Origin of the sequence: Thermococcus celericrescens, from assembly GCF_001484195.1 — an archaeon.
Classification (GTDB): domain Archaea; phylum Methanobacteriota_B; class Thermococci; order Thermococcales; family Thermococcaceae; genus Thermococcus; species Thermococcus celericrescens.
On sequence record NZ_LLYW01000004.1, the window covers coordinates 80,018 to 99,352 of the forward strand.

Consider the following 19,335-nt stretch of genomic DNA (forward strand, 5'->3'; position numbering starts at 1 on the left):
GAAAAGTTACTACTCCCTGAACACATCCCCAGTAACTAAATCCACGCCTATCCTCCTCACTTTGAGCTTCCAGAGCTTCTCCGGCGCACCACCTCCCTGCTCCCTGTAACCGACCATCTCAATTATCCCGGCTTTCTGGAGTGCGGAGAGGTGGTAATACAGGGTTGACCTGGGCATGTGAAAACCGCTTCTCTGGAGTTCGATGTAAATCTCGTTCGTGCCCTTAACGCCGTCCGCGAGGACCCGTATGATGCTCCTCCTGGGCTCCGATATTAGGGACTTCAGCATCGCCGTGAACGCCCTCATGTTTGAAGGGTCGCATCTCATCCATCTCCGCATTCTATCACCGTAACTCCCTCCCCATTAACCTTTATAATTCTATCTGTTTACCTGCGATTTAACAATAATATAACAGAAAACTTTATAAATACTTTTGTGATATTCTAAAACGAAGACACAGTGGAGGTGGTGTGAATGAGGTTTGGAATGCCAAGGTGGATGCACATGATGAGAAGGTTCGGAGGGTTTATGAGGTGGAGAATGTGGGGTATGGAGATGCCGGAGGAGGCTATGGATATGGGGCCCGGAATGGACATGATGCCTGGAGCCTACGGTGGCCCGATGGGCGGCTGCAGGATGGGTATGTTCCAGGGAATGGGCGGCATGGGGCCCATGTCAGGAATGGGCGCCAACTTCGAGGAGATAAAGTCCAGGGCCAAAGAGGCACTCCAGAACGCCTCGAAGGGAACTCCGTGGCAGAACTTCTGGGGGCCGGCCAGGATACCGATAATCATCAACGGCCAGATAGCCGGCCAGCTCTGGGAGGACGTTGACCTGAATGAGGTTGAAATTGGAACCTACGTCCAGGGAATGTGGGGCACCAGAGTTCAGCTCCTCAAGGACGGCCGCGTGGTAGGCTTCCTCAGGCTCGCCTGACGTTTAATTTTTGTTTTCTGCCATTTCTTTTATCGAGGGTAGCTTTTCTTAACCATGCGTTCTGACATGGGTCTCAAAACGCTGTAGCGGGTAGTGACCCGCTCAACACTAATGGCCGTGCCATCGAGGGAGATAAAGCGGTGTTCGTACTCAGCTTCTTCAGGGAAAGCCATCCCTCAAACAGTTCCCCTGTGGTGAGTCATTCCCACTTCTTTTCCCTCAATCAATATTTCGCAACCCAAATAGAAAAGGGCGGGTCTGGTTAAATATCTACGTTTTAGCCCGGCTAAACACCGCCTTGTAGAGCCCTATCAGTATGCCGTCAACCTCGCAGTGCAGTCCGAGGGGCCTCACTTCAGCGTTTCTAAAGACCCGCAGGCCCATTCCCCTCATCTCTTCTATCGAGAACCCAAGGTGCGTGTCCTTCAGTGTGTCCTTGAACTCGCCGTGCCCGTGTTTTAGGACGTCTATGATAACGGCCTTGCCCCCATCTTCGAGGACTTCTCTGATGCTTCTCAAGACCTCTTCCGGGTTGAGGAAGTGGTGGAACGCGAGGGTCGAGAAGACCACGTCAAACTTCTCCGGCACGTCGAGCCCGTAGTGGTCGTTGGCTATTCTTATGGAGTCCCCTATCCTTTCGGCAACTCCCCAGATGGGTGTTATGTCCTTATCCCTTAGCCTCTTCAGCATGCTTGGCGTTATGTCGAGGCCGTGGACCTCTACTCTGATTCCCTTCTCCTCAAGCTTCCTCTTTACACGCTCCGTGAAGAAGCCCGAGCCAGCGGCGACGTCGAGTATGCGCACCTCCTTCTTTCCCAGCCTCAGGATTTCCAGTACTATCTCCTTCACGAGCCGCTCTATGCACTCGTCCCGCAGGTAGTCCCGCACGATGTCGTCCCTCTCGGGGGCCTCCATCTCAAAGTACTCTATCTGCTTCACCAATTCGTCTACGGCCTTCTCCTCAAAGCCCAGCCTCCGAAGGAACGTCCTGATCCCCTCGATGCCCGGCATCATGCTCTCACCGCCTGGAATGCTCTCTCAAGGTCTTCGATGAGGTCTTCAACGTCCTCTATCCCCACCGAGACCCTGATGAGCGAGTCCCTTATGCCGACCTTCTCCCTCTCCTCCTTCGGGATGGAGGCGTGCGTCATGATCGCCGGCAGCTCTATGAGCGACTCAACGCCGCCGAGGCTCTCCGCCAGAGCGAATATCTCAAGGCTCTCCACGAACCTCACCGCCTCCTCAAGGTTTCCTTTAAGCTCAAAGGACAGCATTCCGCCGAAGCCGCGCATCTGCCTCTTCGCGAGCCCGTGCTGTGGATGTGAGGGCAGGCCCGGATAGTAAACTCTCTCAACCAATGGGTGCTCCTCCAAATACTTCGCAATCCTCATGGCGTTCTTCTCGTGCCTCTCCATCCTGACGGCGAGGGTTTTGATGCCCCTCATTACCAGCCAGGAGTCGAAGGGCGAAAGAACCGCTCCAACCGCGTTCTGATGGAACTTGAGCTTTTCGTAGAGCTCGTCGTCGTTCACCATCACCGCTCCACCGACGACGTCCGAGTGCCCGCCGAGGTACTTGGTGACGCTGTGGAGGGTTATATCCGCTCCGAGGTCAAGGGGGTTCTGGAAGTAGGGGCTCGCGAAGGTGTTATCAACAACCACCATGATGTCCCTCTCGTGGGCGATCTCGGCTATCGCCTTTACGTCCGCCAGCTTTAGGAGGGGGTTTGTGGGCGTTTCGAGCCAGACCATCCTTGTGTTGTCCTTTATTGCCTTCCTAACGTTCTCCGGCTCTCTCGCGTCAACGTAGGTGAACTCAATGCCGAAGCGCTCCATCACCTGGTTGAAAAGCCTCTTTGTCCCACCGTAGAGGTCGTCAAACGCTATGACGTGGTCGCCCTTCTTGAGAAGGGCGAGGAGTATCGTGGATTCCGCCGCTAATCCTGAAGAGAAGGCAAGGCCGTACTTTGCATTCTCAAGCGCCGCTAACTTCCTCTCAAGACTGTCCCTCGTGGGGTTGCCGCTCCTTGAGTAGACGTAGCCCTCTTCAACCTCCTTTACGCTTTTCTTTGCGAAGGTTGTTGAGAGGTGGATTGGAGATACGACGTCGCCGTGCTGGGTTCTCTCAGGCTCTTCGCCGACGTGGATTGCCCTGGTCGAGAACCTCATCTCAGCACCTCCAGAACCCTTTCGTCGTCAACTTCGAAGCCGTTTTTGAGCATCCACTCGTCGTTGAACACCTTCGTCAGGTAGTTCCTTCCGGTATCGGGGAATATGACCACAGCTTTCTTCCCCTCAATGCCCATCTCCTTGAGGTACTTTATCGTCCCGTAGAGGGCCGCACCAGATGAGCCTCCAGCTAAGATGCCCTCCTTCCTTGCGAGGAAGCGGGTCATTGAAAAGGCTTCCTGATCGTTGACGACCACCATATCATCAACGAGGCTTAAATCGACGGTCTCGGGGAGGAGGTCTTCGCCTATGCCCTCAACGAGGTACGGGTGAGCTTTCTTGAGGGCCTCCTCAAGGCTTATTCCTTTCTTGACGAGGTTGTATATCGAACCGACCGGGTCAACGCCTATTATTTTGACCCCCTTCTTCCTCTCCTTGAGGTATCTCCCAATGCCCGTTATCGTCCCGCCGGTGCCTATTCCGGCGAAGAGGTAGTCCACCTCACCATTCGTCTGCTCCCCTACCTCCCTCGCTGTGGTCTCGTAGTGTGCCAGGGGGTTGTATTTGTTGAAGTACTGGTTGGGGATGTATGCGTAGGGGGTCTCCTCTACTTCCTCATCAAGGATCGCCCTGAGCTCGTCGAGCCTCTCCTCATCAACGAGCCGCTGGACGTACTCGACTATCTCCCGGAGCTCCCCCCTCGTTATCGCCCTCCCCTTCCTCCAAATGAGGTTCCTCACGGCCTCGGCCACCCTGTAGTAGGAGTTCGGGTCGCTTGGAGAAACGGCCGTTGGAGTCCTTATGACGAACGCTCCGAGTGCCTTAAGGAGGAGCTCCTTTTCGGTGCTCATCTTGTCGGGCATCGTGAAGACCGTCATGTAGCCCTCGTCCGCTGCCACCAGTGCGAGGCCGACCCCGGTGTTTCCTGAGGTCGGCTCCACTATAACGCCGCCTTCGACGATCTTGCCATCCCTCTTTGCTCCCTCGATCATGTACTTGCCTATCCTGTCCTTTATGCTCCCCCCGGGGTTGAAGAACTCCACTTTGGCGTAGAGCTCGTTTTTGAGGTTGAAGTACCTCTCGATCTTCCTCAGCCTCACCAGGGGTGTGTTGCCTATCGTTTGAACGATGTCGTCATAAGTACCCAATTTTGTGTAATTCTCTATTATCATGCCCATCACCTACTCATTGATGAATAAAGATGCATATATATACTTTTCGGCATGAGAGCTGTCCTTTTGACGAAAGAGAAAATAATTCGGCTCTATTTAACGAGAGGTTTGAAATAAACAGTTTTGGACAAAAATGGGAAATAGATCCGCCTCCCTGTATCTGCCCCTACTCATCAAAAAGCAGCAGCTTTTCGGCCTGCCGGCTGTCCTTGCAGTATATCTTTCCATCCTCCATGTAGAGTATCCTACCGTGAATTTCACTCACCCTGTGGTTTTGTGGCTATGATAAGCCTCACAATATCAAAGAAGAGATTCTCAACACGCCCTATCCTGAACCCGGCTATCTCGATGTTTCTCTGCGTCTCCCGTATCGTGGATGTCCCTGTGAGTGTCCTCATTACCGGATCCATGAGATAGAGCGGGATGTTCAAAAGCCTCGACTCGCTCTTCATGTGCTCCAGGAATATCGCCCTTCCTCCGGGCTTTAGGACACGGTACGCCTCTTTCAACCCTCTTATCGGGTCGGGGACCGTGCAGAAGACGAAAGTACTCACAATGGTGTCAAAGCCCTCGTCTTCAAACTCCAAATTTTGGGCGTCCATCAGAAGGAGCCTGACGTTGTTCAGGCCGAGTTCTCTTCTCCTTCTCTCGGCTTTCTCCAGCATGCCCCTGCTGAAGTCTATTCCAATGACCTCTACGCCGGAGGGACAGTGGGGGAAGTTTTTCCCGTTCCGACGCCTATCTCAAGCACTTTCCCTTCTGCCAGAGAAAGGGCCCTGGCGCGGTACTTTGAAAACCTATCGTACTTGCTGGCTGTTTTTGAGGTGTTCATCAATTTAACCTTGTGAAAATATTTGATTGGCCTTATCCTTTCGCATCTGAAAAATTTGGGGGAATCCTTTCACATTATGTCAATGATAAGCCTATTATTCCTTCGGCCGCAATGTACTGATGGAAGCAAATAAAGAGGTGATGCGGAATGGAGTGGAAGTCCCTGTTTATCGGGCTCCTCATCGGAGCGCTCATAGCCGTCCCCCTCGGGATGGCCCACAGCGGAGGATTTGACGTTGCAGAGAGAACCGGCACGCGCTGGGGCTTTGGCCCGATGGGCGGCTACATGCACGGCGGAATGATGGGCTACGGCATGCACGGCATGATGGACGACGAGATGTACGAGGAAATAGAGGAGCACATGGCCCAGTACATGGGCGACGGCTGGCAGGAGATGCACGAGAGCTGCGAGAGGTACATGGGAATCGAGGAGAGCGGCGAGTGAGCCCTCTCCAAGTTTCATTGTTTTTATAGTCCCCTGCGGTGAGAGGTATGAGGGATGCGGTAGCGGGCATTGTGGCGGTTCTGGTTGTGTTACTTCTAGCCATTGGGTACTTTTCAGTGGGAGATGGAGATGCCCGGGACACTTTTCACGGGGTCCTGGTCGAGGGACGGCCCCGGAACTCCACAAACGCCGTAGTTTTGGCGGATACCAACTGCATTCCCGATCAAACTAACACAAAGCTAACATGCATTGCGATAATAGACGCAAACGGTGAGGTTCTGAAGGTCAGATACACCCATCCCATAGAAGTCCCGTGCCTCGCGAGGGGAGACAAAGTTAATATATCAATGAACTCCCATTCATCCGTGGAGATTGTGCGCCTTGGGGCACCATCGATGGAGCATTAGGTGGTTGCCATGCCGGTTTCAGACGCAATTCTGATGACTGCCGCGGATATACCGCTGGACTCTCTGGGTCAAGTGACCGAGTTCACGGGGGTAACGTTCTCAATAATAGCCCTCGGGATTCTCAACGCCCTTAGGCCTTCCATATTTCTCATGATAGTGTTCCTTCTCTCGATGATAGCCCTGACGGACGAGAGGAAGGTTCTCAGGGTCGGCCTGGCATTCACAGTCGGCGCATTTCTGGGGTACTCGATAATAGCCGTTGCCCTCATGAACCTGCACACCAAGATACCCCTGCTCAGATACTTTGTGGTCGCCTTTGGAATAACCGTGGGGGTTTACAAGATACTCTCCGCACTGGGCTACGTGAAGATACCAGTCTCCAGCCCACTGAGGGAAAAGAGCAATGAGGTTCTTGAAAAGGCCACCTCCCCACCGGCAGCCTTTGTCGTTGGGGGAGTGATGGCGTTTCTCTCACTGTCCTGTGTGCTCCCCTCGTACCTCCTGGTGAGCTCCCTGCTCTCCGGCCAGTATCCGCCGGGAATCACAGCGGCGCTGCTCGTGGTGTTCATTGGAATATCAGTGCTGCCCTTTGCCCTCGTTACCCTGGGCTTTCACTATGGAAGCAGGTACGCGAGGCTGGGGAGAGCTGTGGATAAGCTCTCTTCGGTAAGCGGGAGGGGAGATTTAGTTATGGGCGTGGTGCTCGTGCTCGTGAGCGTGCTCTACTTTGTCTTCTTCCTTTAGTTTGAACTTCTCTATGTTCTCCCGGGTCTTTTTGAACTCCCTCAGGCACGTTGGACAGCAGAGGAAGTAAACCCTGTTGTGGTACTTGTAGACTATCGGCTCTCCCACTATCTCCTTGCCGCAGTAGTCGCACTTGAAGGGTATCTTGACCTTCGGGGGAGTGGTTCTTTCAATGCTCTCAAGAATGGGCATTATCTCGATGACCTCAAACCCTGCCCCTTCTATGACCTTTCTCAGCTCCTCCATATCCTCAACGGCTATCTTTATGAGATACTTCCTGCTCGTGAAGCGGTTTATCTCGATTATCTCCTCGAACTCCCTCATCCTCTCAGGCTCGTCAGTTTTGACTATGAGGGCAACGACGTTGTGCGCCCTGAGAAGCTCTGGATTCAGCTTTACGGTATACCCAAGAATCACTCCTTCCTTCTCAAGCTTTTCAAGGCGCGATTTTACCGTCGGCCTGCTGACACCAAGCCTTTCGGCGAGCTCTGAGATGCTCAGGCGCGAATTGTCCATCAGCAGGTGAATGAGCTTCAAATCAAGGTCGTCTATCTTCATGACGTTCCACCGTTCAAATCTAATCTTCGAACTATAAAAATTCTCCGGCTCTACTTTTCAGATTGTAAAAAATAATCCCCATAAGCTGGCCTGCATAGTAAGTAATAGGTGAGGAAAAATGGAGCTTGTGCTCAAGGTAAATGGCATGACCTGCGCAATGTGTGTTAAAACCATAGAGACTGCCCTGATGGAGCTCCCAGGGGTGAAGGAGGCAACTGCAAACCTGAATTCAGAGAGCGTCCACGTTAAATTCGATGAGTCAGAAGTCGGGCTTAACAGGATTATAGCTACCATCGAAGAGCTGGGATATGAGGTGATCAGGGAGAGAAGGGATGCTGTAATAAAGATAGGCGGGATGACCTGCGCAATGTGTGTTAAGACGATAGAGGAGGCGTTGAAAGACCTTCCCGGTGTTTTAGAGGCGAGCATAAACCTTGGCACCGAAACCGCGAGGGTAAGCTACGATCCAAGCCTCGTGACCATTGAAGACATCAGGAAGACCATCGAGGACGTAGGCTACCAGTTCATAGGGGTCGAGGGGGAGGAGACCCACGATCTCGAGAGGGAACTAAGGGAGAGGCACCTTCGCGACATGAAGAGAAAGCTCGCCGTCGCGTGGAGTATTGGAATAGCCCTCTTCGCCTCCATGCAGGTTGAGCGCTTTGGCCTTGAAATCCCGTACCTTATGCCCATCCAGTTCATCCTATCCACCATCGCAATAGTCTACGCTGGAAGAGGGATATTCGGTAAGGCATATGCTTCTCTGAGACATAAGAGTCTTAACATGGAGGTCATGTACTCCCTCGGCATAGGCTCGGCCTACCTGGCGAGCGTCCTCGCAACGGTAGGGGTCATTCCGGAGGACTTCAACTTCTACGAGGCCAGCGTCCTGCTGATGGCCTTCCTTCTGCTTGGCAGATACCTTGAAACGAGGGCCAAGGGAAGAACCAGCGAGGCCATAAAAAAGCTCATGGGTCTTCAGGCGAAGAAAGCTACGGTAATAAGGGACGGAAAGGAGATTGAGGTTCCGATAAGCGACGTTAAAGTTGGGGACGTTGTCATAGTGAAGCCCGGCGAGAGGATTCCTGTAGATGGGATTGTACTCGAGGGGGAGAGCTACATTGACGAGTCAATGATAACTGGCGAACCCGTTCCCAACCTCAAGAAATCCGGGGATGAGGTTATCGGGGGCACCATAAACAAGAACTCTGTGCTTAGGATAGAGGCAAAGCGCGTCGGAAGGGACACAGTTCTGGCCCAGATAATTAGACTTGTGGAAGAAGCTCAGAACACAAAGCCGCCGATACAGAGGCTCGCTGACAGGATCGTCACCTACTTCATTCCGGCGGTGCTCACGATAGCCCTGCTTTCATTCGCCTACTGGTACTTTGTAGCGGGTGAACCCCTGCTTTTTGCCTTTACAACCCTCCTCAGCGTCCTCGTTATAGCCTGCCCCTGTGCCTTCGGCCTTGCAACACCAACTGCATTGACGGTTGGAATGGGCAAAGGTGCCGAGATGGGGATACTCATCAAGAACGGTGAAGTGCTTGAGATAGCAAGGAAGGCGACGGTTGTGCTCTTCGACAAGACCGGAACGCTCACAAAAGGAAAGCCCGAGGTGACTAACATCGTTACCTTTGGCATGGACGAAAAGGAACTACTGAAGCTCGTTGCTTCGGCGGAGAAGCGCTCTGAACACCCGCTTGGAGATGCTATCGTGAGGAAGGCTCAGGAACTCGGCCTTGAGCTTGAGGAGCCGGAGGGGTTCGAGGCAATAACTGGCAAAGGTGTTAGAGCAGTCGTGGGTGGAAGGGAGATCTTGGCAGGCAACCGGAAGCTCATGGTGGAGAACGGCTACTCTGTGAATGAGGTGGAGGAAACACTCCACAGACTTGAGGACGAGGCGAAGACTGCAATAACCGTCGCCATAGACGGCAGGATAGTGGGAGTAATCGGCATAGCTGACACGATAAAGGAAGGAGCAAAAGAAGCCATCGAGGAGCTCCACAGGATGGGCAAGAAGGTCGGCATGATAACCGGAGACAACAGGAGAACTGCAAACGCGATAGCAAGGCAGCTCAAGGTAGACTACGTCCTCGCCGAGGTTCTGCCGGGAGACAAGGCCAACGAGGTCAAGAAGCTCCAGGAGAAGGGAGAAGTCGTTATCTTCGTTGGCGACGGAATAAACGACGCTCCGGCCTTGGCACAGGCGGACGTTGGGATCGCTGTCGGCAACGCGACGGACATAGCGATGGAGAGCGGGGACATCGTTCTCATGAGGAACGACCCGAGGGACGTGGTCAGGGCCATAAAGCTCAGCCAGAAAACCCTCGGAAAGATAAAGCAGAACATCTTCTGGGCGATGTTCTACAACACGATTCTCATACCCTTCGCGGCCGGCTTGGCCTTCGTCCTCTTCGGCGTGGAGTTCCAGCCCGAGTGGGCGGCGGGAGCGATGAGCATAAGCAGCGTGAGCGTCGTCACAAACTCGCTCCTGCTCAAGAGGGCCAGGATCTGACCACCATTTTTATTTCCCGGAGGTGCGGATATGATAGTCGAATACGACGGAAAGTTTGAGTTTGAGTCTAGAAAAACCGTCCTGTGGTTTTCCATTCCGGGCTGTCCGCCGTGCAGGATAGTCGAAAGCTTCATGGAGGATCTCAGCGGGGAGTTTCCCGAGATAAAGGTCGTTCACATCAACGCCGAGGAATGGAACGACCTTGTGAATCGCTTTGATGTTCTCAACGTCCCGACGCTGATTTACCTTACGGACGGAAAAGAGGTTGGGAGGCAGAACCTCATAAGGAAAAAGGAGGAGGTTCTCATAAGGTTTGAGGAGCTCAGGAGGCTCTGACTACTCCCCGGGGACGCCAAGAGGGAAGACGTAGAGCGGTTCTCCGGGCACGTTCATTACCCTTTTTACCTCCTCATCCCTGAAGGCACCAACCACAACGGTGCCGATGCCGAGGGCCGTTGCCTGCAGCTGACCTCCTCTCCGCCGTGAAGGGCGAGGGTTCCAACGAGTTTAACCCCCTCGCTAAAGGCGGAGAGGTTCAAGGGGTTTCATTCAGACCCACTAAAAAGTGGGTTTTCCACCCCGCTGGGGTGGTCTTACCCCAATTACCCCTCCCCCCGCCAAAGCGGGGAGGCTCGGGGTTATCGTTTTTCCCGCTTTCCCCAAAATGTTAAACGCTCCAACCAAATCCGCATTAAATACAAGCCCCGTTGCAGGACACTTAAACAATCCCCTAACAAACCTCGCCCCCTCGTGGGGCTTCCCGCAGACGGGGCAACGCTTAGACGTGAAAACCTCGTCCACAACCAAAACCCGAATACCATACTCTTCGGCAATCTCAGTTAGGCGTTTAATCACGTAATTGAACCGCCAAACGTGGGAAAGCATGAAATTCTGCTTTTTACCCTTGTCCGAGTTTCTCGCTATCCCCTTCGGGTAGCCAACGAGGATTCTCGAAACTCCAAGGTGATAAAGCGTCTCAACTGTTTGCCTCACGACAGTGTTAATGTAGTGCTTCGCTTGGAGTTTAGCCTTCTCGTGTATTCTCTTAAGCTTCCTGCTCTTTTTACAGCCGGACTTGTTGAGTTTCGACTGATACTCGGCGATTTTCCTCTGCCAGTAAAAGGCGATGCTCTTCAATGGCCTTCCATTCACGAGGAAACTTTCACCGTTCTCAACGTAAATGGCCATCAAATTGTTTACACCCAAGTCAATGCCAGCAGAGAGATTGTCCAAAGGTTGTTTTGGAACTTTAACCCACTCGTCTCCAATTAGTTTTTCCTCAACAGTAAAGCTGATGTGGGCATACCACTTCCTCTTAACGTCATCATAAGTTATCTCCAAACGTCCTTGCTTGCCCTTCAGGTGAATTCTCCCCTTGAACTGGACTTCAAGGCGTTTGAACTTGCCAAGACCTTTGAGGATTAGTTTGTTTCCTTCAATCTTGTACTGGTCGTTCCTGAGAAGGATTAAAGGGTTCCCCCTCCCGTTTTCCTTTAAGTAGTTCGGTGGTTTTGGCTTGAGCCAGTTGGGAAGTTCTTTAGCCCTCTTTTTTCTTGAGAGGGTGAAGAATGAACGCCAGCTTTCAGCGTTCTTGCGACAGATTTGCTGGACTGTTGCAGAGCCGATTACCCTCTTGAATTCTTCATAAACAGTCTTCTCGGTTTTGTTGAAGTCCACTGGCTTGCCGTCAAAGAATTCTTGTCTTCTTAGGTAGTTCACTCTGTTCCAGGCCTTGGCTCCAACGTCGGCTAACTCAAAGAGGACTTTTTCTTGCTCTTTTGAGAGTTGTAGTTTAATGGTTACTGTCCGCTTCATCTCAAAGTATGGTGTGGTTCTTAGGCTTTAAAATAGTTTGCTTTCCGTTTAAGGGGTCGTCGGGTGGTTTATTGCATCCCCGCCCTGAAGGGTGAGGCTTTCAAAAGAAAAAGGTAACGTCTTATGCTCTTTCTCTTATCTATAGCCTCCTCCAAGCTCATTTTACCTTCAAGTTTAGGGGCTGGCAGGTCAATTTTCATCTTCACCACCAATTCATGATACTTTTTTCACACATTAGGTTTTTGATGTCTCATCTGAGCTGAGCAATTTAGTTGGCTTTTTAGATTGGCACAAATTGAAGGAAACTCAGTGTACCCCCGGAAATAGCCGAGTTGAGAAAGCCGGCAGTTTATAATTTGGAAATGTTTAAATATCCTGACGTTCATCGATGGTACGGTGAGTTAGGTGAAAAAGCTTGCATCTGTTGTGCTGGTATTCCTCGTGGTGATGGCGAGCGGATGCGTGGGGACTACGGGCGAAAAGGTCCAGGGAGGGGAAACGAAAAGCCCAACGACCGCCTCCATGCAGGAACATACTTCAGACACGCCGGTTTCAATCTCCCTCTCGGATCGCCTTCACGTGGAGATAGACCCCAGGGTCGAGCTAGTGGCGATAATCTACAGGCTCTCAGACTCAAGCTGGTACAGGGAGCACGTTGATCCGGCGGTACTCGGCGTCACCCCCGGGAGCTACCGCTACATCAGGGACGTGGACGAGTACTTTGGCCCCTATAGAAACCTGACGGCGGTTAAAATGGTCCCGCAGATGATTGAAGAGGGAATCGACTACGACGCGATTCCAGAGTTCGCTATCCACCTGAGCCCGACGGACTTCTCAAAGGCAATGCCCTGGGACGATATGCTTCGATTGAGGCCGTTTTTGGACGCCAAAAAGCTCGATGAGTTTGCGGAGGCCGTTGCAGAGTTCGCAGAGGAGACTGACTTCTGGAGGTTCTACCGCGAGCACGAGGAGTTCTACAACAGAACGCTTGAAACGTTTGTGGGAGAAAATCCTGGGCTGGTCGAACTCGTTGAGTTTGAGGAGGACTTCTTCGGGAAAAACACCTCTTCATGGCACATCGTGCCGATGCCCCTCTTCTGCTGCCATGGCTTTGGATACCACATAGAAAGCGGGAGCAATATGAGTGTATACGCATTTCTGGGCTTTGGGGAGGTGGCAGGCGGAATCCCCCATGTTTATGCCACGGTGGGCGGCTCCAGCTTCCTGGCCCACGAGTTCGCCCACAGCTTCGTTAATCCAGCGGTTGATCAGCACTACGAGCTCTTCGAGCCCTACGAGGCGCTCTTTGATCCCGTCGCCGAGAAGCTGAGGGAGATGGCCTATCCCAACTTTAAAGTGATGCTCTACGAGACCCTGGTGAGGGCGTTCGAGGCCTACTACCTCAACGCCACGGGCAGACCAGATAGGGCCATGCTGTCCTTGAGCCGCAACAAGGTCTTTTACTTCGTAGACGATGTTTACCGGGCGTACGCTGATGACTACGCGAGGCATAGGGACATGTACAGAACCTTCGATGACTTCATGCCCGAACTCGCCAAGGTCATTGCGAGGGTTTACAACGAAACAAACGGAGGAAAGAACGTCGTGATTCCGCTGACGGTTGATGACTTCCTGAACGCTGCAAAGGAGGGGGGCGTTATCGTGGCTTACGATGATGGTTCCTCCGCAGGGAATCTGGCCAGGTTCATATACGACTCCTTTAGACGAATGGGTGTCGATGCCGAGCTGAAGGCAGTATCGAGTTTAACGCCCGAGGACATGAGGAAAAACCTGGCGTTAGTACTGCTATCAAACAGCACCCTTCTTCCCGAGCTCCAGAGGAACGCTCCCGTCATCGTCAACGGCACGACCGTTTACAGCAGAGAGAGTGGTGAGACGTACTCCGGATCGCTGCGGGTCTTCGAGGTGATCGAAAATCCATGGAATCCTGACGCGATTGTGCTGATGGTGATAGCCACCGACAAAAGGGCGCTCGGCAGCATACACATTTACCGGCACTTAACGTACAGCATCAGGGATGCCCTTGATGACCTGCTTGAGAGCGGCTGATTCCATTTCATTTTTCCGAAATCCCCATAAAGTTTGAGGTCAAGCCTTCGTTATGAAGCGCCTGAAAATCGCAGTACCCTACAGAGAGGAGCTCTTTGGAGGTCTTGAGTGGCTTCTTGAGGCGATAGACTGGGCGTACGGAGACACCTATTTCACCATAGGGGCGGACGTCGTTAAGCTGATAGAGGTGAAGTTCAAGGAGGGGATAAACCCGGTGGGGATACTTGAGCGGCTGAACACCCTTCCCTCGGTAAAGGACGTCAGAGCTTTTCCCCGGAACGGGGGTTATCTGCTCTACATCCGCACCTCTCTTGAACCCCAGAGGGAGCAGGCGGATAGACTCTTCGAGCTTCAGAAGAAAGGCCTTGTCGTGTTCGAGAGCGGAACTTTCGTTGGGGGCGAGAGTGTTCTCTCGGTCCTCTGCGAGGAGGAACTCGTTGGGGACGTGGTAAGGGCATTCCGGGAAACCTACGGTGCGAGGGTGATCAGCGTTGAGGAAGCGGAACCGGAGAGCAGTCCCCTCTCAAAGCTGACGAAAAGGCAGGCCGAGGTTCTCCTCCTGGCTTACAAGAGCGGCTACTTCGACGAGCCCCGGAAGGTCACTTTGCGGGAGCTGGCGGAGATGCTGAACCTCAGCCCCTCAACGGTGAAGGAGCACCTGAGGAAGGGCTTGAAAAAAGTCCTTGAGGGAATCATTGAGTAGGTGACTCGGTATGAAGAAGCACGTGTGGGAGGAGTTTTTCGACGTAGAAGCGCCACACTATCTGAACGAGCCCTTCACAAAGAACACCGAAGAGGAGATTGAGTTTATCGTGCGGGAGTTTAAGCTCCCAGAGGGCGCCAGAATTTTGGATGTGGGGTGTGGCGTTGGCAGGCATTCGATAGGGCTCGCAAAAAGGGGCTACAGGGTTACAGGGATAGACATCTCAGGGGGCATGTTGAAGGAGGCCCGAAAGAGGGCCGAAAAAGAAGGGGTAAACGTCGAGTTCATTAAAGCAGACGCCACGGAATTTAAGAGGAGCGGGGAGTTTGACGCGGCCATCTGCCTCTGCGAGGGTGCCTTTTCGCTCCTCGGCCTTGGAGATGATCCGATAGAGCACGACCTCGCGATACTGCGGAACGTCTACGAGTCGCTGAAGCCGGGCGGGAAGTTCCTCCTCACTGCCCTCATTGCCCTCCGCAGGGTTAAGAACGCCACGGACGAAGACATAGAAAAAGGCCTCTTTGATCCTCACACAATGACGTTCTTTGAAGAGATAGAAGCTCCAAACGGGGAGAAGTTTCCCATACGGGAGCGCGTCTACGTCCCCACGGAGCTGTATTTGATGTTCAAAATGGTCGGCTTCAACGTCCTCGGCATCTGGGGAGGCACCGCTGGAAGGTGGGGGAAGAGGAAGGTGGACTTTGAGGACATTGAGCTCATGGTGCTCGCGGAGAAGCCCGCACATGTGCGGGGCTAACTATAACTACTTTGAGTTCCTATTTTTAACCGGTGAAACCATGCCCGTCATTGAGGTTGAGAACGTTAGGAAGTACTACGGCGAAGTTAGGGGCGTTGATGGGCTGAGCTTCTCCGTCGAAGAGGGCGAGATCTACGGCTTTTTGGGGCCGAACGGTGCCGGAAAGACGACCACCGTCAAAATCCTCGTGAAGATCATAAAGGACTACACCGGGGACGTCAGGGTTCTCGGGAAAGACCTCCGGGAGTGGGGTAAGGACTACTACAACAGAATCGGCGTCTCCTTCGAGTTTCCTGCCGTTTACTCCCGCCTAACTGCCCTCGAAAACCTTGAGTTCTTCGCGAGCTTTTACAAGAGACACCTCGACCCGATGGAAGCCCTCAAGATGGTGGAGCTCGACAAGGAAGCTGATCAGCTCGTTGCCGGCTTCTCCAAGGGCATGAAGAAAAAACTCGATCTGGCAAGGGCTCTGCTCCCGGATCCGGAAATCCTCTTCCTTGACGAGCCCCTCGAAGGCCTCGACCCGGCGAGCGCGAGGAGGATAAAGGATCTGCTCCTTGAGATGAGAGAGAATGGAAAGACGATTTTTCTCACCACGCACAACATGTACGTGGCCAATGAACTCTGTGACAGGGTTGCCTTCATCGTTGACGGCTCCGTTAGGCTCGTGGACAACCCGGGCGAGCTCAAGGTCAAAATGGGGAAGAGACTCGTGAAGGTCGAGTATGTGGCCAGCGGTGATGTGAGGACCGCCGAGTTCCCGCTCGAGGGCATAGGCCGTAACGAGGAGTTCCTGAACATCTTGAGGAACTACGATGTGAGAAGGGTCAACACGGAGGAGCCGACCCTGGAGGAGATATTCCTCAAAGTGACCGGGAGGAGGCTCGTATGATAGGCGAGCTGGTGAAGCTCGACTTAAAGGTCGGAACGAGGGGCTACGTCTACCCGATATACCTGCTGGTGGCTTTAGCCTACGGTCTCATGGTCATGGCGTTTCCTGAGGGGTATCATTCACTTGTGGTTCCCATATTCCTCCTCCTGGAACCGGGTCTAGTTGGCTTCATGTTCGTCGGCACAGTCATCTTCGCGGAGAAGAAGGATGGAACGATAGGCGCCTTGGCAGTCACACCGCTCGACTGGAGGAGCTACATCCTCGCCAAAACGCTCCTCATGGCGCTGGTTTCCCTCCTCGCGGGGGCGCTTATATTTGTCCTTGGAACCCGCTCCCTTGACGGGCTGCCCTACGTCCTGGCCGGCACGTTGCTGGTTTCAGCCGTTTATACCCTCCTAGGAATCGCGGTCTCCGCCAAATACCGCGACCTGGACGACTATTTCGTCCCCCTCCTCGGGGTCATGGCCCTTTCCCTTCTCCCCTTTGCCCACTACCACAGCTATTTAACGGGCGAGATATGGAAGGTTCTCTATGCCGTCCCCAGTTATCCTGCCATCTACTTCTTCAGCGCCCCCTTCGGAGGGGTTTCGGCGGAAAACCTCCTGTGGTCGGCGCTTGGTCTGATGGTGTGGGGTGTCGTGGCGTATTACCTCGCAAGGGTTCGCTTTTACAGGTACGCGGTGGAGGGATTGAGATGAGCTTTGTGCGAAAATTCGCTGCCATATACAGGACCGACCTCAAACTGCTCCGCAGGGACCCGATGCTCCTCTACAGCGTTGCCATGACGCTGATTCTGCTCTTCGTCGTCCGCTACTTCAAAGACCGCATGGGGGAGCTCTACTACGGGATAGCTCTCTTCGTCCTGATATTCCTTCCCATGATATTCGGCATGATTCCGGGCTTCATGATGGCCGACGAGAAGGAGGAGAAGACGGTTCAGGCTTTACAGGTCATACCGATTTCCAGCGAGGCGTTTCTGGTTTACCGTCTTACATGGGCTTCGCTGGTGACTGCGGTCTTTGCGGTAATAGCACCGGGCATCCTGGGCCTGGAGATTTCCTGGAAGGGAGTTCTGGCTCTGGTGGTTCTCTTCCTGCTGGAGGTCTGGATTTACGGATTAATCATCACCGTCTTCGCCGACTCACGGATGCAGGCACTTACGGTCTCCAAGGTCATCGGCTGGCTCCTGATCCTGCCGGTGGCGATAAAGCTCGTTGTCCTCTGGAGGGATCTCTCAACGGACTGGAGCAAGCTTACAGCCTTCCTGCCAACGTACTGGACGTACAGGGTCTTCGAGGGCATAGCCTTGGCCGATTACGGTGACTTTCCGGTGGCGGTGGTTGTTCACTTAGCGTGGCTCGTTCCGCTCGTGGTGCTGTTTAGAAGGAGAGTGCTTTGAGATGTTGATGAACATTTATGTTCGTTAATTTACTCTCCCTTATTTTCACTCAGGCGGTTAGCAAAATTACCGTTAGAATTACATAAACCTACGAAAAAAAAGCAGAAATAGTTACTAATAGTAAAAGGAAAAATTTATAAGCATTAATGTCCCAATATGATACGTGGATTTTGGTTAGGTGATCAGGATGGTGTCAAAAAGAATCATCGGGGCATTGTTTGTGGCATTTTTGTTGAGTGGAACAATGGGGATATACTTGGCAAACGCCCTTCAGCCGCCCGCCCTCCAAATTGTACTGGTTGACGAGAAGGGAAGACCCCTCACAGAAATATCAAAGAACGTTGAGGTTCAGGTTCAGATAGATGCGTTAGTTCCCACCCAAGAAGTATACAGGACAATTTTCTTGGGAAGCCTAGAAAAACCCGGTCTGCTGAAGTTCTGGGATTCGGGAAATACGGTCAAAATACCTCTCTCCGATGAAAAGCTTCAGTCTGTTCTCAACGAGTGGGGAAAAGATTACCCAACTGGGATTGGCTCTTCACTGATGATTTCTGTCTGGGTTCTGGATCATGAAAACGAGAAGCTGTACAGAGGCTTTGCGGTGGTTAACTACAACACCGCCAACGTTGCTAAGGGATTCACGAAGACAGTGAAAATTGACATACACAGATTGCCTTCATCTCCCCTTGAAGCTGCTACGAAAAGTGGTGAGGTAGCACCCTTGGGGTCCAACAGACAGTTCTATTACTGGAAGACCGACTGGGGCCTCTCGTGGAGACCTTCGGACTACATCGAAGTGCCTGCTCTGATCATGGACAACAAGGATTCTTATTCTGGAGTTGTCACTGCAAGCGTAAACATTGTGACTGACTATTATACCAGATTTGGACTTACGATAGCCTACGGCTACAAAATCTCAGAAAAGGATACCCCAAGTTTAGACATATATGGAAATGACTTCTACACCATTGAGAACAAGTTTTACTTTTATAAAGATCTCCTTCTTGGACCAAACGAGAAAGGATACATATACATCTATGCAAAACCATACCACCTACACCAGAAGGAGTACTACTGCACTGCCAGTATAAACAACTGTGTGCCTACTGGAGAAGAGAGGATCCAGGAAGGGGTTAATGACATTGACACAAGCGGAAATGAAATTCTCGGGGGAAGCAAGTCCGGATTGCCTGATCCCTCCATTATGAACTGGATATACAGTGGAACCGACATGAAGTATGCTACTGCTCTTGGAGTCGGGGACTCAAAAAGCATTGCTTTGCTGGTCTCGGATGCCTCTGGTTCATGCTCGGCAGATTTTGGAATTGGAATTCCAATAGGGGCGCTTGCAGTGGCATTAAGCGGTGGTGCAGTTCCTCCATGGGCTGCAGGGCTCAGTGCCGGAATGTACTATACCTATTCAAGTTCTCTTAACATATACGGGGGAATTACAAATCATGGGCAGTGGCATAATGTTGGTCAGGATGTTTCGGAATACATCTACCTGGGTACCAGCACTTATACGTATCATATAGGAACATGTGATACCAATGTTCCAGTTGGGATCTATATAGAGAGCAAAAGCAATTGACCATTTACACTTTATCTTTCATTTTTAAAACAAAAGAATGAAGAAGCTCACTCGAGCTTCTTGTGGCAGAACCACCAGTCGTAGCACTCGATCTCGCCCTTGGCCTTCGCTTCCTCGCGCTCCTTGATAGCATCGACGGTTCCGGCCGGCGGAACGATGGCGCGGTCGCCGATGAGCTCGTTGTTCGGCCACTTGTGCGGCAGGGCGACGCCCTTCTCGGTGCTGAGCTTGAGGGCCTTCACAAGGCGGAGTATCTCATCCCAGTCCCTGCCAACCTCGGCCGGGTAGTAGACGATGGCCCTTATGACGCCCTTGTCGTCGACGACGAA

At 52.6% G+C, this 19,335-nt stretch carries 19 protein-coding genes and 4 pseudogenes; 13 read left to right on the top strand and 10 right to left on the bottom strand.

Annotated features, from left to right (window positions below; translation table 11 throughout):
- Nucleotides 1-9 precede the first annotated feature (9 nt).
- The gene (locus APY94_RS01730; protein ID WP_058937994.1) at nt 10-339 is read right to left on the bottom strand and encodes a winged helix-turn-helix domain-containing protein; all 330 of its coding nucleotides are present in this window, start codon (nt 337-339) and stop codon (nt 10-12) included.
- Between the two features lie 135 nt (nt 340-474).
- On the opposite strand from APY94_RS01730, the gene APY94_RS01735 reads away from it, so the two are divergent.
- Nucleotides 475-936 (top strand): hypothetical protein, encoded by a 462-nt coding sequence (locus tag APY94_RS01735; RefSeq protein ID WP_058937995.1) that lies wholly within the window; start codon nt 475-477, stop codon nt 934-936.
- Between the two features lie 270 nt (nt 937-1,206).
- On the opposite strand, the gene APY94_RS01740 is transcribed toward APY94_RS01735, so the two are convergent.
- From APY94_RS01740 to APY94_RS01755, 4 genes and pseudogenes are all read right to left on the bottom strand, one after another.
- Complete coding sequence (locus tag APY94_RS01740; RefSeq protein WP_058937996.1) at nt 1,207-1,950, bottom strand: class I SAM-dependent methyltransferase; 744 nt, start codon at nt 1,948-1,950, stop codon at nt 1,207-1,209.
- The gene (locus tag APY94_RS01745) at nt 1,947-3,104 is read right to left on the bottom strand and encodes a cystathionine gamma-synthase (protein ID WP_058937997.1); all 1,158 of its coding nucleotides are present in this window, start codon (nt 3,102-3,104) and stop codon (nt 1,947-1,949) included. Before APY94_RS01745 ends, APY94_RS01740 begins: the two co-directional genes overlap by 4 nt.
- On the bottom strand, nt 3,101-4,282 hold the full coding sequence (locus APY94_RS01750; RefSeq protein WP_245610380.1) for a PLP-dependent cysteine synthase family protein: 1,182 nt from the start codon (nt 4,280-4,282) through the stop codon (nt 3,101-3,103). Before APY94_RS01750 ends, APY94_RS01745 begins: the two co-directional genes overlap by 4 nt.
- Before the next feature lie 251 nt (nt 4,283-4,533).
- Nucleotides 4,534-5,108 (bottom strand): annotated as a pseudogene (locus APY94_RS01755) (class I SAM-dependent methyltransferase).
- Nucleotides 5,109-5,255: 147 nt separating this feature from the next.
- Here APY94_RS01755 and APY94_RS01760 point away from each other — a divergent pair.
- The 3 genes from APY94_RS01760 to APY94_RS13100 are packed head-to-tail and all read left to right on the top strand — an operon-like array spanning nt 5,256 to nt 6,703.
- A complete protein-coding gene (locus tag APY94_RS01760) occupies nt 5,256-5,552 on the top strand; it encodes a hypothetical protein (RefSeq protein ID WP_058937998.1) in 297 nt (98 codons plus the stop codon).
- 47 nt (nt 5,553-5,599) lie between these two features.
- On the top strand, nt 5,600-5,959 hold the full coding sequence (locus APY94_RS01765) for a hypothetical protein (protein ID WP_058937999.1): 360 nt from the start codon (nt 5,600-5,602) through the stop codon (nt 5,957-5,959).
- Between the two features lie 9 nt (nt 5,960-5,968).
- Nucleotides 5,969-6,703: a cytochrome C biogenesis protein gene (locus tag APY94_RS13100; RefSeq protein ID WP_157065435.1), complete on the top strand. Its 735-nt coding sequence runs from the start codon at nt 5,969-5,971 to the stop codon at nt 6,701-6,703.
- On the opposite strand, the gene APY94_RS01775 is transcribed toward APY94_RS13100, so the two are convergent.
- Nucleotides 6,644-7,261 (bottom strand): TRASH domain-containing protein, encoded by a 618-nt coding sequence (locus tag APY94_RS01775; RefSeq protein ID WP_058938000.1) that lies wholly within the window; start codon nt 7,259-7,261, stop codon nt 6,644-6,646. The genes APY94_RS13100 and APY94_RS01775 overlap by 60 nt on opposite strands.
- Nucleotides 7,262-7,379: 118 nt before the next feature.
- Here APY94_RS01775 and APY94_RS01780 point away from each other — a divergent pair, with 118 nt between their 5' ends.
- Entirely contained in the window at nt 7,380-9,779 is a 2,400-nt protein-coding gene (locus APY94_RS01780) for a heavy metal translocating P-type ATPase (RefSeq protein WP_058938001.1), read from the top strand.
- Nucleotides 9,780-9,809: 30 nt separating this feature from the next.
- Nucleotides 9,810-10,115 (top strand): thioredoxin family protein, encoded by a 306-nt coding sequence (locus APY94_RS01785; protein ID WP_058938002.1) that lies wholly within the window; start codon nt 9,810-9,812, stop codon nt 10,113-10,115.
- On the opposite strand, the pseudogene APY94_RS13915 reads toward APY94_RS01785, so the two are convergent.
- The 3 genes and pseudogenes from APY94_RS13915 to APY94_RS14000 form a co-directional block, all read right to left on the bottom strand.
- Nucleotides 10,116-10,244: pseudogene (locus tag APY94_RS13915) on the bottom strand (nitroreductase family protein); the annotation flags it as partial.
- Nucleotides 10,245-10,314: 70 nt separating this feature from the next.
- A pseudogene (locus APY94_RS01790) lies at nt 10,315-11,594 on the bottom strand (RNA-guided endonuclease InsQ/TnpB family protein).
- A gap of 68 nt (nt 11,595-11,662) precedes the next feature.
- Nucleotides 11,663-11,803 carry a hypothetical protein gene (locus APY94_RS14000; protein ID WP_394325667.1) on the bottom strand — a complete coding sequence of 47 codons (141 nt, stop codon included), beginning with the start codon at nt 11,801-11,803 and terminating at the stop codon, nt 11,663-11,665.
- 196 nt (nt 11,804-11,999) lie between these two features.
- On the opposite strand from APY94_RS14000, the gene APY94_RS01795 reads away from it, so the two are divergent.
- From APY94_RS01795 to APY94_RS01825, 7 genes are all read left to right on the top strand, one after another.
- Nucleotides 12,000-13,664: a DUF4932 domain-containing protein gene (locus APY94_RS01795; RefSeq protein WP_058938003.1), complete on the top strand. Its 1,665-nt coding sequence runs from the start codon at nt 12,000-12,002 to the stop codon at nt 13,662-13,664.
- Nucleotides 13,665-13,716: 52 nt separating this feature from the next.
- Nucleotides 13,717-14,367 (top strand): helix-turn-helix domain-containing protein, encoded by a 651-nt coding sequence (locus tag APY94_RS01800; RefSeq protein WP_058938004.1) that lies wholly within the window; start codon nt 13,717-13,719, stop codon nt 14,365-14,367.
- A 10-nt stretch (nt 14,368-14,377) separates the two neighbouring features.
- The gene (locus APY94_RS01805) at nt 14,378-15,124 is read left to right on the top strand and encodes a class I SAM-dependent methyltransferase (protein WP_058938005.1); all 747 of its coding nucleotides are present in this window, start codon (nt 14,378-14,380) and stop codon (nt 15,122-15,124) included.
- 40 nt (nt 15,125-15,164) lie between these two features.
- Nucleotides 15,165-16,016 (top strand): ABC transporter ATP-binding protein, encoded by an 852-nt coding sequence (locus APY94_RS01810; RefSeq protein ID WP_058938006.1) that lies wholly within the window; start codon nt 15,165-15,167, stop codon nt 16,014-16,016.
- The gene (locus APY94_RS01815; RefSeq protein WP_058938007.1) at nt 16,013-16,714 is read left to right on the top strand and encodes a fluoroquinolone export ABC transporter permease subunit; all 702 of its coding nucleotides are present in this window, start codon (nt 16,013-16,015) and stop codon (nt 16,712-16,714) included. Before APY94_RS01810 ends, APY94_RS01815 begins: the two co-directional genes overlap by 4 nt.
- Nucleotides 16,711-17,415, top strand: a complete 705-nt coding sequence (locus tag APY94_RS01820) for an ABC transporter permease (RefSeq protein ID WP_058938008.1) — start codon at nt 16,711-16,713, stop codon at nt 17,413-17,415. Before APY94_RS01815 ends, APY94_RS01820 begins: the two co-directional genes overlap by 4 nt.
- 187 nt (nt 17,416-17,602) lie before the next feature.
- Nucleotides 17,603-19,006: a hypothetical protein gene (locus APY94_RS01825; RefSeq protein ID WP_058938009.1), complete on the top strand. Its 1,404-nt coding sequence runs from the start codon at nt 17,603-17,605 to the stop codon at nt 19,004-19,006.
- A gap of 47 nt (nt 19,007-19,053) precedes the next feature.
- On the opposite strand, the pseudogene APY94_RS01830 reads toward APY94_RS01825, so the two are convergent.
- A pseudogene (locus APY94_RS01830) lies at nt 19,054-19,335 on the bottom strand (peroxiredoxin); the annotation flags it as partial.